Source organism: Nostoc sp. DedSLP04 (assembly GCF_034530775.1).
Classification (GTDB): domain Bacteria; phylum Cyanobacteriota; class Cyanobacteriia; order Cyanobacteriales; family Nostocaceae; genus Nostoc.
Window position 1 is genome coordinate 140889 of the sequence record NZ_JAVRCL010000011.1, and the last position, 13250, is coordinate 154138.

The 13250-nt window shown below is 41.4% G+C and carries 11 protein-coding genes; 7 read left to right on the forward strand and 4 right to left on the reverse strand.

From position 1 onward, the window contains the following. Positions 1–24 precede the first annotated feature (24 nt). The gene (locus RMX89_RS09350) at positions 25–990 is read right to left on the reverse strand and encodes a class I SAM-dependent methyltransferase (protein WP_322688729.1); all 966 of its coding nucleotides are present in this window, start codon (positions 988–990) and stop codon (positions 25–27) included. A gap of 369 nt (positions 991–1359) precedes the next feature. On the opposite strand from RMX89_RS09350, the gene RMX89_RS09355 reads away from it, so the two are divergent. Further along, positions 1360–2058, forward strand: coding sequence for a glutathione binding-like protein (locus RMX89_RS09355; protein WP_322671672.1), 699 nt, complete (start codon positions 1360–1362; stop codon positions 2056–2058). A gap of 59 nt (positions 2059–2117) precedes the next feature. Continuing rightward, a complete protein-coding gene (locus RMX89_RS09360) occupies positions 2118–2678 on the forward strand; it encodes a GNAT family protein (protein ID WP_322688730.1) in 561 nt (186 codons plus the stop codon). Between the two features lie 30 nt (positions 2679–2708). Here RMX89_RS09360 and RMX89_RS09365 read toward each other — a convergent pair whose 3' ends face one another. Then, on the reverse strand, positions 2709–4061 hold the full coding sequence (locus tag RMX89_RS09365) for a cytochrome P450 (protein ID WP_322688731.1): 1353 nt from the start codon (positions 4059–4061) through the stop codon (positions 2709–2711). A gap of 107 nt (positions 4062–4168) precedes the next feature. After that, on the reverse strand, positions 4169–5065 hold the full coding sequence (locus RMX89_RS09370) for an AraC family transcriptional regulator (RefSeq protein ID WP_322688732.1): 897 nt from the start codon (positions 5063–5065) through the stop codon (positions 4169–4171). A gap of 204 nt (positions 5066–5269) precedes the next feature. Here RMX89_RS09370 and RMX89_RS09375 point away from each other — a divergent pair, with 204 nt between their 5' ends. The 4 genes from RMX89_RS09375 (at position 5270) to RMX89_RS09390 (ending at position 10172) form a co-directional block, all read left to right on the forward strand. After that, on the forward strand, positions 5270–6574 hold the full coding sequence (locus RMX89_RS09375; protein ID WP_322688733.1) for an O-acetylhomoserine aminocarboxypropyltransferase/cysteine synthase: 1305 nt from the start codon (positions 5270–5272) through the stop codon (positions 6572–6574). A 206-nt stretch (positions 6575–6780) separates the two neighbouring features. Beyond that, positions 6781–7860: a homoserine O-acetyltransferase MetX gene (gene metX / locus RMX89_RS09380; protein WP_322688734.1), complete on the forward strand. Its 1080-nt coding sequence runs from the start codon at positions 6781–6783 to the stop codon at positions 7858–7860. 447 nt (positions 7861–8307) lie between these two features. Beyond that, on the forward strand, positions 8308–8883 hold the full coding sequence (locus RMX89_RS09385; protein WP_322688735.1) for a YybH family protein: 576 nt from the start codon (positions 8308–8310) through the stop codon (positions 8881–8883). 8 nt (positions 8884–8891) lie between these two features. Next, positions 8892–10172 (forward strand): glycosyltransferase, encoded by a 1281-nt coding sequence (locus RMX89_RS09390; RefSeq protein WP_322688736.1) that lies wholly within the window; start codon positions 8892–8894, stop codon positions 10170–10172. Between the two features lie 198 nt (positions 10173–10370). Here RMX89_RS09390 and glmM read toward each other — a convergent pair whose 3' ends face one another. Further along, positions 10371–11843, reverse strand: coding sequence for a phosphoglucosamine mutase (glmM, locus tag RMX89_RS09395; RefSeq protein ID WP_322688737.1), 1473 nt, complete (start codon positions 11841–11843; stop codon positions 10371–10373). 571 nt (positions 11844–12414) lie between these two features. Between glmM and RMX89_RS09400 the strand changes: the two genes are divergently transcribed. Continuing rightward, positions 12415–13131 carry a heme oxygenase (biliverdin-producing) gene (locus tag RMX89_RS09400; RefSeq protein WP_322667120.1) on the forward strand — a complete coding sequence of 239 codons (717 nt, stop codon included), beginning with the start codon at positions 12415–12417 and terminating at the stop codon, positions 13129–13131. Positions 13132–13250 lie beyond the last annotated feature (119 nt).

Sequence of the window (13250 nt, forward strand, 5' to 3'; positions counted from 1 at the left end):
CTAGTCATGGCTGATAATACAAAGCTAGTTGCCCTTGATAGGTTTGATTCTGGCGATCGCTAGTAGTAACATTTTTGGCAGCCAAAAAAGATAACAATATATTTGTTTTGCCTGACTATAAAGCGAGAATAACTTTCTTTCACTCAATAAAGTAAATGGCCGAACTGCTCTGAGAATTTCTGCAAATTTATCTTCCGTTGCAGATTCAACTGAACCACTTACAAAATAACCTTGTAAATGTGGAGGTAAGCGCCAGTTAATATTAGGATCTGGCTGATGTATTACAGGCTCAACATTCCCCCGCCATGCAACTCCCATAATTTGCATAGTTTGATACACCATTGTGTTCCATCCTTTTTCTTTTAAGTAGTCCAAACCTTGGCCTACGTCGGGAGAAGCCAAATCATGAAATAAAATTAAAGCATCTGCTTCTGCAAGTTGTTCGCAAATAATTGTATCATTGAGCGGTGCTGGTGCTTCGTGATTACCATCTATAAATATCAATGACCATTTACGTTGAAATTTATTTGCGATATCTTCTACTTTTTGAGGGCTAAATCCTGGTATGAGATTTACAGATTCCTTAACGCCTGCTGATTTTAGTGACTCTGTAACGCTTTCATTAAATAATTGTTCAGATAGCATCGGATCGATTACATCTAACTCTACTCCTCCTAGAGCCAAATGACAAGCTGACCAACCCATCCAGCAACCTATTTCTAAAGCTTTTTTTCCTCGAAATTTTAAGGCTGTATTATATAGAATATGAGCTTCATCTCTGCTTACAAAACCTACCTTTTGCCGTCGCTTATCCACATACCAGTTATGAGTAATATCCCGCCGCAAGTAAAGCCAAAAAGAATCATATTTATTTCCCAAAGTTATATTGGGAAAATATGAATCTGCCTGAATAGTGGAAAATCCTGACGAAACATAATCTCCTTTTGGCAATAAGTTTGCTTTAATCACGCTTACTGTTTTTTCACTCATAAGTTACTCTCTAAGTATTTGAAATTCTAGGTTTTGGGGTGACAATGCAACTTCACCAACTTCTCGAAAAGCGTCATCGTCTCTACAGATGAACTAGTTAATTTTTTTTAAGCATTACGTCTTTTTTTGTAATGCAAAATCATTAATAGCCCAGCAAAATAGTCCAGTATGGGGCTATAGCTCCATTCTGAAAGCGATTTTCCATCTTACCTCTAGGACAATACTTTTGGGTATAAAGTGCTAAAATGCTGACTGTATATACATTTTTGCAGCTTTCGCCCTCTTATTTTCAGGTTTTGTGAGAAATCCGAAAAAGCTGTCTGCACTATTGGCTTAAAAAACAATCGCACAATTTTAGGGAAGATAACCATGATTGAGCTTTATTATTGGACAACCCCAAACGGTCATAAAATCACAATTTTTTTGGAAGAAGTTGGCTTACCTTATACCATAATTCCTGTGAATATTGGGGCTGGAGATCAATTTAAGCCGGAATTTTTAAAGATTTCTCCTAACAATCGGATGCCTGCGATCGTTGACCATGAACCAGCAGATGGAGGTGCGCCAATTTCGGTATTTGAGTCTGGTGCAATCTTGCTATATTTGGCAGAAAAAACCGGGAAATTAATCCCCCAAGATTTACGCGATCGCACTAAAGTTTTAGAATGGTTGTTCTGGCAAATGGCAGGACTGGGGCCAATGGCGGGACAAAATCATCACTTTAGTACTTATGCTCCCGAAAAGATTGAATATGCGATTAACCGCTATGTGAATGAGACGGGACGCTTATATGGAGTGCTGAATAAGCAACTAGCAGATAGAGAATTTGTGGCTGGTGATTATTCTATCGCCGATATTGCTGCCTATCCCTGGATTGTACCCTATGAACGCCAAAGTCAGAATCTAGAAGATTTTCCTCATCTCAAACGGTGGTTTGAGGCAATTAAAGCCCGTCCAGCAACAATTCGCGCCTACGAGAAAGCAGAAGCATTGCAAACTCAGCCGCTCGATCCAGATAAGTCACGAGATTTGTTATTTAACCAGTCGGCAAAGACTATTCAACCTTGAGCCTAATGAAATTGTCTTGTTACTGTGGCGATCGCTAAGTTAGCTCTAAAGGAGCAACTATGAGCAACAATTTCTCACTATCTTCCTTTCCTGAATTAGAAACAGAAAGGCTCCTTCTTCGTGAGACAACGTTGCAGGATGCTGAGGCTATCTTTGCTGTATTCTCCGATCCAGGCGTGACTAAGTTTCACGATCTTGATACCTTCACTTCTATTAAAGAAGCGATCGCTGTTGTTGAACGTAGAGCCAAACGCTTTGAGCGAGGAGATGCAATTCGCTGGGGAATTGCTCGTAAGCAAGACAACGTTTTGATTGGTTCTTGTGGGTTCCAGGTAAACCCACAAGAACACTCAGCCGAAGTCGGTTATGAGCTTGCCAGTACTTTTTGGAGACAAGGCATCATGACTGAGGCGGTGGGTACTATCTTGCAATTTGGGTTTGAGAAAATGGGTTTAGATTTCGTTGTTGCCCAAGTCATGTTAGAAAACATAGCTTCTAAAAAATTGCTAGAAAAGTTAGGTTTTCACAGTCAGGGTGTACTGAAACAGTATGGCTTCTTCAAAGGACAGTTTCACGATCTTGAGCAATTTGTGCTTAAAAATCAAAAACTGAGTGAGTAAGTTTGCAACGGATACAGGCTGATTTTGAGTTTAGTTTCTCAATTCGAGGTTGCTGACTTGCACCTGTAATTTTCCTTCAACTCGAAACGGTGGTTGATGATAGTTGTTAAATTTATATTCCGGTGTCACTTTCCAATCATATCGTTGCAGCAAGCTTGCCAAAAAAATCTTCATTTCCATCTTGGCAAACTCTATTCCAATGCATATATGTTCGCCACCACCAAAACCAATTAAAGCAAAGGAGTCTTTTTTATCTTCTTCGCGAGGAGGGGCAAAGCGTTCTGGATCAAAACTTTCTGGGTTAGTATAAATCTCGCTCATGCGATGCGTTAATCCTTGAGCAACAATCACCACCCAACCGGGAGGAATGCGATAACCTGCGTATTCAATTTCTTTTACAACTCCCCGAAACAGCACTACACCTGCGGGATTGTAAAGTCGTTCTATTTCCTTGAAAAAATAAGTCATTTGATTAAGTTGCTTGAGGTGTCCCAAATTCAAAGGTTCATCTTTGACAACTGTTGTAAGTTCTTGGCGGAGTTTTTCACGCCATTGCGGACGCGTTGCCAATTCAACCATTGCCCACGTTAAGGATGTAGCAGTAGTGAAATGCGCTGCATTTAATAAGTGTATCAATTCGTCTACGATCTGTGACTGGGCTAAAGCATTTCCCTCTTCATCTAATGCTGCCAAAAATAATCCTAATACATCACAAGATTCTTCTAAGTTGCCTTGAAGTTTACGTTCGTTGATAATTTTTTGTAAGAAAGCTTTCAACTGACGACGAGCATTTTGGGAACGACCATATTTTGTGAATGGTATATCTAACCGTAATAGCGCCAATGCTCCCTGCGTCAAAGCGTTATACAACTGTTCGACTTGCTCAACTTCGCTTTGTAGTCGAACACCTAATAATAGCCGAATTCCAATTCGCAATGCTAACTGATTAAATTCATTCTTGATGGAAGTTGGACTGTTTTGCACCCAGTTTTCTAGGCATTTGTTAACTTCAGTTTGCATGATATCAAAATAATTAGCAATGGCTTTACTATGAAACGCTGGAGCCATTAAACGACGAGTCCGGCGATGTTCTTCACCATCCTGAAGCATCATAGGCCGCCCAAAAATATGCTCCATAGCCACTTTCCATCCTAAGTAGGAAGATACATAATCGGCTTTTTCTTGCAAAATTAGTCGATTTGCTTCCACCCCTACCAAAACTGCATATTTCTTTCCTAAAATGCTAGTTTTAAAAACTGGCCCGTAGCGTTCATAGTTCTTCGCCAGTCCCCATCCTTGGGTAGCAAATAATCGGAGAGTTTCACCTAAAATGGGTAGCCCAAAGCTACCGGGCATTTCTTCGGCTGGTTTTAGTTGTGTCATTTTTTGGACTATGGACTTAAAGTGTGATGACAACTATTGAGTCTAGCTTTAATAATATCGTGCTGTCTCACGCAATCTTCCGAAAACTAGCGTTATCTTCCGAAAAATCAGTGTAGCTTCTTAAATGCTTGAGGAGTGATGCCGATATATTTGCGAAAAACCTTGGTGAAATGACTTTGACTTTGAAATCCTACTAGTTGGGAGACTTGTATAACTGATAGTTCTCGTTTTACAAGTAAATATTTTGCTCTTTCAACTCGGCATTGAGTGACATATTGATGGAGTGCTATTCCCATTGATTGCTTAAACAAGCTAGCAAAATAATGCGGACTTATCTGTGCGATCGCAGCAATTTCTGCAAGTGATAAGTTTTGGTCTAAGTTATCGTTAATATAAGCGATCGCTTGTTTTAATTTATGTTTTGGTAATCCACCTGTGTATTCTCGAATGATAAATTTCTGCGTTGAGTAACGTTTCAATAAATGCACTGCCAGTAGATTTGCTGCTGACTCCATATACAGGGAACTATCAAATCCACTAGTTTCTATTTCGTGCTTAAGTGTCAGTCCAATTTGTTGAATCAATGGATCGTGCGTTTGCAGTTGTTGGACAATTTCAACGGTATCAGCATTTACTGATTCGTAGGCAACGCGAGTAATCATCGCTGGTTCAAGGCCAAAGTGAATAAACCCTAATTCCTGTTCAAATTGTACTGCTGGCGAAATTTGATCGGCAGGAAAAATCCCTACATCGGTTGCTGCATAAGATTTACTTTGCCAGTGTCCGTTAATTTTTAATTTTGCCTGAAACTCTCTACTGTAAATGGTAATAATGTGCTGAAAAGGCGATGTCTCAGGAAGTTGATAGTTTGACTGGCGATGATAGGCAAAATAAAAACCATTGCAACCTGTAACTGGGCTGGAAATAATTAAAGGTTTGGGAAGAAATTGTTTTAGTTTGTCTGGTTGGGCAGCATTAATTCTAAAAGGCTGATCTATTTGCATGACGACTCACACGCTTTTTTGTAAATATAAATTAAGAGGTGTTAATTCCCATTTTCTATTTTCCAACTTGTTGTGCTAGAGATGAGGAATCTTAGATGCAAACAGGTAAAATACGGTAAGCCCTCCAAATTACCGTTGATTTATCCAAAACAACGCTCAATTATTGTTACTTGTTTGTATAATTGGAAACTCAAATAACTGCTTATGTCAGAACAATATCGTTTTGAAACCCTGCAAGTTCATGCTGGACAAGAGCCTGCTCCTGGAACTAATGCTCGTGCTGTACCGATTTACCAAACGACTTCCTACGTTTTTGACGACACCGACCACGGAGCGCGGTTATTTGCTCTCCAGGAATTTGGTAACATTTACACCCGCATCATGAACCCGACGACGGATGTATTTGAAAAGCGGATTGCTGCGTTAGAAGGGGGTGTAGCAGCATTAGCAACCGCTAGTGGGCAAGCGGCGCAATTCTTGGCAATCAGTACCATCGCTCAGACTGGGGATAATATTGTTTCCACTAGTTTTCTGTATGGTGGGACATATAACCAGTTTAAAGTTTCACTACCACGGTTAGGTATTAAAGTCAAGTTTGTTGAGGGAGATGACCCAGAAAGTTTTCGTCAGGCGATCGACGATCGCACCAAAGCCTTATACGTTGAAACCATTGGCAATCCTCAATTCAATATTCCCGACTTTGCCGCTTTAGCTCACATTGCCCACGAAAACGGCATTCCTTTAATTGTGGATAATACCTTCGGTGCTGGTGGTTATTTAGCTCGACCAATTGAGCATGGTGCAGACATAGTAGTAGAATCTGCAACTAAATGGATTGGTGGGCATGGTACTTCCATTGGTGGTGTAATTGTCGATTCGGGTAAATTTGATTGGGGTAATGGCAAATTTCCTCTATTTACTGAGCCAGCACCCGGCTATCATGGGCTAAATTTTCAAGAAGTGTTTGGCCCTAGTGGAACATTTGGCAACATTGCCTTTATTATTCGCGCTAGAGTCGAGGGGTTACGAGATTTTGGCCCTTCCTTGAGTCCATTTAACGCCTTTCTGTTACTGCAAGGATTAGAAACTCTCTCTCTACGTGTAGATCGTCATGTAAGCAATGCCCTAGAATTGGCTCGGTGGTTAGAGCAGCAAGAGCAAGTATCTTGGGTTAATTATCCCGGACTTCCCAATCACCCTTATCATGAACGAGCGAAAAAATATCTTCGGCATGGCTTTGGGGGAGTTTTAAACTTTGGCATCAAAGGTGGACTAGAAGCGGGTAAAGCTTTTATTAATCATGTGAAATTAGCGAGTCATTTAGCAAATGTTGGTGATGCGAAAACCCTTGTTATTCATCCCGCTTCTACAACCCATCAACAGCTAAGTAATGACGAACAGCTTTCAGCAGGTGTGACACCCGATTTGGTGCGAGTATCAGTGGGAATTGAACATATCGACGACATTAAAGAAGATTTTGAGCAAGCATTCGGGCAAGTTAGGATTTAGTTTTTAATTGGGCATTGGGCATGGGGCATGGGGCATGGGGCATTGGGCATGGGGCATGGGGCATGGGGAAGAGACAAGGTAGACCAAGCAAGAAGAGGGGGGAGACTTGGGAGAGACTTGTTCTATAATTCCTTTTTGTCCCCCTTGTCCCCCTTGTCCCCCTTGTCCCCCTGCTCCGTTGCCCCTCTGCTTCCCACACTCTAGTTATGATCTACTCAGACTTCATCTCACCGCAAACCCAGTTTTACCAGCTAACAATACCATTTCAATTAGAAGGCGGCGAAACATTAATTGGGGTTCAGGTTGCTTATCGCACCTGGGGACAGTTAAATGCTCAAGGCGATAATGGGGTACTGATTTGTCATGCCTTAACTGGTTCTGCTGATGCTGATGATTGGTGGGAACCTTTATTTGGTTCAGAGAAAGCCTTCAATCCAGAACGCGACTTTATTGTATGCAGCAACATTTTGGGAAGTTGTTACGGCACAACTGGGCCAACTACTGTCAACCCCATAATGGGAAACCCTTATGGCGTATTCTTCCCTAAAATTACAATCCGAGATATGGTTTGCCTGCAAGTTGCGCTATTAGAATACCTGGGTGTTCAATCTCTGCGGTTAGTAATTGGTGGCTCGCTCGGTGGAATGCAAGCACTGGAGTGGGCGTTGTTATATCCAGAAAAGGTGAAAGCGATCGCACCCATTGCTGTTTCTGGCAGACATTCAGCTTGGTGTATTGGATTAAGTGAAGCCCAAAGACAGGCAATTTATGCCGATCCAAACTGGCAAGGAGGGAAGTATACTCTGGATGCGCCGCCAAACCAAGGACTAGCAGTAGCGCGGATGATGGCGATGTTTACTTACCGTTCTTGGGATAGTTTTACAAGCCGCTTTGGACGCGAGTATGATGCATCTGAGCAGTTTACTATAACCAGTTACCTACAGCATCAAGGTCAAAAGCTAACAGAACGATTTGATGCCAACACTTACATCACTCTCACCCATGCAATGGATCGCCATGATATTGCACGCGATCGCACCAGTCCTGATTTGTCAGATTATGAATCTATTCTGCAAAGCATCCAGCAACCAACTTTAGTTGTCGGCATTGATTCTGACATCCTCTATCCTCCAGTCGAACAACAAGAATTGGCAAATTTAATCCCTAATGCTCAACTGGCATGGCTGAATTCAACCCACGGACATGATGCATTTTTAATTGATATGGCTGCATTGAATCAACTGCTGATCTCTTTTCGGCAAAGTTTAGATTTCTCAGCCTCCTAACTCGATAATCTGATTTTGTCGTTTTGTAGGGTGTGTTATCGCGTCAGCGTAACGCACGTTAGAGATTTGAGAGTTAGGAATAATATCATGTCCGCTTGATTACTTATTAAACCCGAAGAACCCCACCCCGCCAAAGCTATGCTTTGTCTCCCCTCCCGAAGAGCGGGGAGGGGTTGGGGGTGGGGTGCAATGACTGTGGGAATCATAACTATTTATCTGGACATGATATAAATTCCACAACGCACCTTATTAAATTAAAGCTTGTGTATATGGAAACAATGTAAAAATTATTTTAATCAGTGCCAGTCAACAGAAGTGGCAAAATGTGCGTATTAAGATTAAAACAATTATCAGTAAGCATCACCCAATCTACAGGTTTTATGGCTCATGAAACAGAGACAAGTAAGCATATACAAATGCACTCAGCGACTTTGGAGTGTTTTGTTAATGTTAGTAATTTGGAATCTACCCCAATACGCTCTAGCAGATGTCAACCCACAGGAGATAAATGCAATTATTCGCACGCGGGATATTGCCCTGCAAGCTCTAAACACTCGCGATTTTTCCAAAATACAGCCTTACTTGCACCCAAACTTCACAATCACAACAGTTGATAATCAGATATTTCATAAAGTTCCTGAGTTTGAAAAGTACTGGAATCAGCAGTTTTCCAGTTCCATTAAAGATATCAAAATGCAACTAAAAGGAGATAGTCTCAGAACATTTCTCACTCCAGAAATCGATGTTGCCTCTGGAGAAGCGATGGCATCTTTCTTTTTCAAAGATGGCAAAGCGGCTGATATGGCCTTGCGATGGACAGCTGTGCTGCAAAAATTCCAAGATAAATGGACGATTCAATCGCTACATTTCTCCTCCAATCTGTTGAATAACCCAGTGTTGAATACTGCTCAACAATTAGGGCGGATTCTAGCAGTTGCAGCAGGAGTGGGCGGTTTCCTTTTGGGAGTGGTGACAATGCTATTATTACGTCGCACGACTAAGCCACGAACCGAAAGGATATAGCAAATAAAGTGGGAAGTATTTATCAGTCCAGTAAAAATATTAGCTTTCATCGCCGTCTCAAAGCAACCCTAGTAGTTTTATTTGTCTGGAGTGGCGTGAGTTTACTGCACTGGCTACCAGAAACACAATGGTTGATGCTGGGATTAACGGCAATCCTGATTGTGCAAACGTTACGGATGCTCTTAGCTAAACCAGTGGTGGCGGTGATGGAGAGTGAAATTTATTTACCGTCAGTCTCGATTTTAGTTCCGGCTAAAAATGAAAGCCCAGTCTTGGCTAATCTAGTTTACAGCTTATGCCAACTGAATTATCCCAGCGATTCCCTAGATATTTGGGTTGTTGATGATGGTAGTACCGACGAAACTCCTCAAGTTTTGAAAGAATTACAAACTCAATTTCCAGCTTTACAAGTTCATCGACGGGAATCAAAAGGTGGTAAATCAGGTGCATTGAATGCAGTGTTTCCCTTTACTCAAGGGGAGATTATCTTAGTCTGTGATGCGGATGCTCAGTTAAGAGCTAATTTTCTCCGGCAAACAGTACCTCTGTTTCATAAGCAAGCGATCGGTGCAGTGCAAGTACGAAAAGCAATTTCTAATGCTAATACCAATTTCTTAACCCATTGCCAGCAGATGGAAATGAACTGTGATAGCTTTCTACAAACCCATCGCATTGCTATTGGTGGAATGTCTGAACTGCGCGGTAATGGGATGTTAATTCGTCGGCAATTATTAGAAAAGTGTCAAGGTTGGAATGAGAACACTGTCACCGATGATTTGGATCTTTGTTTCAAACTCTATTTAACAGGTACGGAAATTGAGTTTGTTACAGTTCCATCAATTCAGGAAGAAGGTGTAACTACTTGGGAAAAACTTTGGAATCAACGCTGTCGTTGGGCTGAAGGTGGCTATCAGCGTTACCTAGATTATTTTCCGCAAATTTTTACTTTAGGTTGGGCAAAAGAAATTGATTTACTATTGTTTTTTATATTGCAATTTCTTCTGCCAATTGGACTAATACCCGACTTACTTTGGACAATTTTTTATAGCCATAATCCAGTTCTGTTTCCCCTCCAGACACTACTTAGCATCATTCTGACAATTGCCTTTATTGCTGGACTTTACCAATTTCAAAATTTACGAGGATGGTCTTTGGTTTGGGCAACAATTCAAGGGTCGTTATACATGGTGCATTGGATTCCTGTGATGATTGTGACCACTTCAAAGATGTGTGTGCAAAAGGAGCGATCGCGCTGGGTAAAAACTGAACATAGGGGAGGAATTAATTGAAGGAAAAATTATTTAGTAAAACAATGTTGTATCTCTGAATTTTAGTATATTTTCATCAACAATCCTTAAGCGAAACGTATTGGATAATTCGGGTTTAATAAGCAATCAAAATGTTACAGCTTCTAGACATAACCAAGGGTGGTTAATCGTAGAAGCTGTATTGGCGTTTTTTGAAGCTGAAATGAGATATTAGCTAATTTAATCCATCAGATGCTGCTGTACTTTGGCAACTAGTTCATTTGTCCAGTAGTTGGTGAGTTCAGCATTGGCTGCTTCCACCATTACTCTGATCACTGGTTCTGTGCCAGAGGCGCGAACCAAAATTCTGCCGGAATCGCCCATTGCAGCTTCAGCAAGAGCGATCGCTTGTTGCACAGGTTGGCAATCTTGCCATCCCAAACGGCGATCGCGATCGACAACGCGCACGTTCCGCAACAATTGGGGATAGGTTTGGAAGCTTCGATCTACTAATTCGCTCAAGGGAACACCTGCCTCTCTCACCAAAGATGCTATGTGTAATGCGGTTAACAAGCCATCTCCAGTGACGGCATAGTGACGGCAAAGAATATGCCCTGATTGTTCGCCACCTAGCATTCCCCCAGTGCGCTGCATTTCGGCTTGTACGTATTGGTCGCCAACTGCGGTACGAATTAAGTTACCACCAATTTGCTGCCAAGCTTTCTCAAAGCCTAAGTTGGCCATGACTGTAGATACAATCAAGTTGTCTGGCAATTGTTGGTTTTGTTGTAAGTGTCGTCCCCACAGGTAGAGAATGTAATCGCCGTTAACTTGCCTGCCTGTATTGTCTACTGCTAAGACGCGATCGGCATCGCCATCGAAGCCAAAGCCGATATCGGCGTTGTGTTCTTGTACCGTTGCTGCCAAAATGTCCAGGTGCGTGGAACCGCAGTTAACATTAATGCGATCGCCATCTGCTTCGTTATGCAAGCAGATTACCTCCGCTCCCATTTGGGTAAATACTGATGGTGCTAACCCAACTGCGGCTCCCCACGCCAAGTCTAAAACAATCTTCATTCCCTGAAGATTCAAGACACCGTTTAAGGGCTTTTTCAACGCCGAGCTATAATCTTCCACTAACTCGAAACGTGAGTAATGCCGTCCGCAATTAGTGACTCTAGCGATCGGTGATATCTTGCCACGCAGTCCCGCTTCAATTTCTGTCTGCAAGATTTGCGGCAACTTCCCACCATTGGCAGCAAAAACCTTAATTCCATTGTCTTCTGGAGGATTGTGGCTGGCAGAAATCATCACTCCGCCAATGGCATCACTGATACTGGTGAGATAGGCAACGCAAGGAGTGGGACATAATCCCAAATACCAAACCTCTAACCCTGCTGCTGTTAACCCTGCACTCAAAGCCATTGCCAGCATATCGCTGGAGTTTCTAGAGTCCTGTCCGAGAATGACTGGCCCTACTTGAGCAGCATGGTTACGTAAAACAATCCCCGTCCAAAAACCAACTTGCAATGCTAAAGGCGCATTCAGTAATTCTCCGACTCGTCCGCGAATCCCATCTGTGCCAAATAAGGGATTTGCTGGTAATGGGATTAAATTCAGTCCAAAACTGCTCTCAATCCCTTTGCCCAATCCCTCAACTTCAGAAGTAGAACCCCCAGAAATGCCCGATGTCCGAGTTATAGATGAAACCATATTTTTAAACACTCCACACAATCACACTGAAAAATAAATAGCACTTAAGACTTTATTCAGCAATTTTGACATGCTTTTTCTCTTTATAAATTCATTTTAGATCGAGCCATCTTTACGTAATAATACTGAATTTTTCTTTCTAAGATTGTAAATCTTTGATAAAGTCAGTATTGGTTTTTACTTTATTAGTAAAGTCTCCACATCTTAGCTGATTATTCCTTTTATGCCGACAATTTTCGTTTTGATTTTTATCTGTATTAGTTCACACTTGATAATGCTATTACCAAATAAGTATGTAATAAATATTACTTTTGGTAAATCGCAAAATTTTTCATCCAAGCTGAGAATGAAAGCAAGATTCAGCTAATAACAACAAAAAATCAAAATCTAAAATCTAAAATTCTGTTCTCTTAGCCTTATCGCTGTGTAAAAAACTACAAAATCATTGCAGCTTAAAAAATTTTAATATAAATTCTCATCAAATAGTTTTAAGGTAACGTTTTAATGGCCTTTTTAGCCGTTAGTAAATCAAAACTCCGGCAGTAAACTTTTTAAAGTTGAGAAATTTAGCATGAGCAGCAATTTAGCAACCAAATTACGTGTAGGCACTAAGAAAGCCCACACAATGGCAGAAAATGTAGGTTTTGTCAAGTGCTTTTTAAAAGGAGTAGTGGAAAAAAACTCTTACCGGAAACTAGTTGCTAACTTCTACTTCGTCTACTCAGCGATGGAAGAGGAAATAGAAAAGCACCGCCAGCACCCAATAGTTTCTAAAATTAACTTTCCTCAGCTAAACCGCAAGCATAGCTTAGAGCAAGACCTAAGTTATTACTTTGGTGCAAACTGGAGAGAGCAAATCAAACTATCTCCCGCAGGTGAAGCTTATGTACAGCGCATCCGAGAAATATCTGCTACAGAACCGGAATTGTTAATCGCCCATTCATACACTCGTTACATAGGTGACTTATCCGGGGGACAAATTCTCAAAAATATTGCTGTAACAGCGATGAATTTGTCTGATGGACAAGGAACAGCCTTTTATGAGTTTCCAGAAATTCCTGATGAGAAGGCATTCAAAACCAAATATCGGCAAACTTTGGATGAATTACCCCTTGACGAGGCGGCAACCGATCGCATCGTTGATGAAGCTAACGCCGCCTTTGGCACGAACATGAAGCTGTTCCAGGAATTGGAAGGTAATTTGATCAAGTCGATCGGTGTGATGCTGTATAATAGTCTTACACGGCGTCGTACACGTGGTAGTACTGAACTCGTCACAGCTGAGTAATCGTGTTGAGATTGCGGAGTCTGGTGTGTGGAGTCATAAATTCAGATAGGCTGATGAAGGATAATTCATGAACCTATCCCACTAATAAAATCCTTTGAACCCAGATATGGATAGTAGCA

What these genes read in the sequence shown, in the direction of transcription:
- RMX89_RS09375 (WP_322688733.1), top strand. Translation starts at nt 5,270, where the DNA reads ATGTCAGAACAATATCGTTTTGAAACCCTGCAAGTTCATGCTGGACAA.
- glmM (WP_322688737.1), bottom strand. Translation starts at nt 11,843, where the DNA reads ATGGTTTCATCTATAACTCGGACATCGGGCATTTCTGGGGGTTCTACT.
- RMX89_RS09355 (WP_322671672.1), top strand. Translation starts at nt 1,360, where the DNA reads ATGATTGAGCTTTATTATTGGACAACCCCAAACGGTCATAAAATCACA.
- RMX89_RS09400 (WP_322667120.1), top strand. Translation starts at nt 12,415, where the DNA reads ATGAGCAGCAATTTAGCAACCAAATTACGTGTAGGCACTAAGAAAGCC.
- RMX89_RS09360 (WP_322688730.1), top strand. Translation starts at nt 2,118, where the DNA reads ATGAGCAACAATTTCTCACTATCTTCCTTTCCTGAATTAGAAACAGAA.
- metX (WP_322688734.1), top strand. Translation starts at nt 6,781, where the DNA reads ATGATCTACTCAGACTTCATCTCACCGCAAACCCAGTTTTACCAGCTA.
- RMX89_RS09365 (WP_322688731.1), bottom strand. Translation starts at nt 4,061, where the DNA reads ATGACACAACTAAAACCAGCCGAAGAAATGCCCGGTAGCTTTGGGCTA.
- RMX89_RS09370 (WP_322688732.1), bottom strand. Translation starts at nt 5,065, where the DNA reads ATGCAAATAGATCAGCCTTTTAGAATTAATGCTGCCCAACCAGACAAA.
- RMX89_RS09385 (WP_322688735.1), top strand. Translation starts at nt 8,308, where the DNA reads ATGTTAGTAATTTGGAATCTACCCCAATACGCTCTAGCAGATGTCAAC.
- RMX89_RS09350 (WP_322688729.1), bottom strand. Translation starts at nt 990, where the DNA reads ATGAGTGAAAAAACAGTAAGCGTGATTAAAGCAAACTTATTGCCAAAA.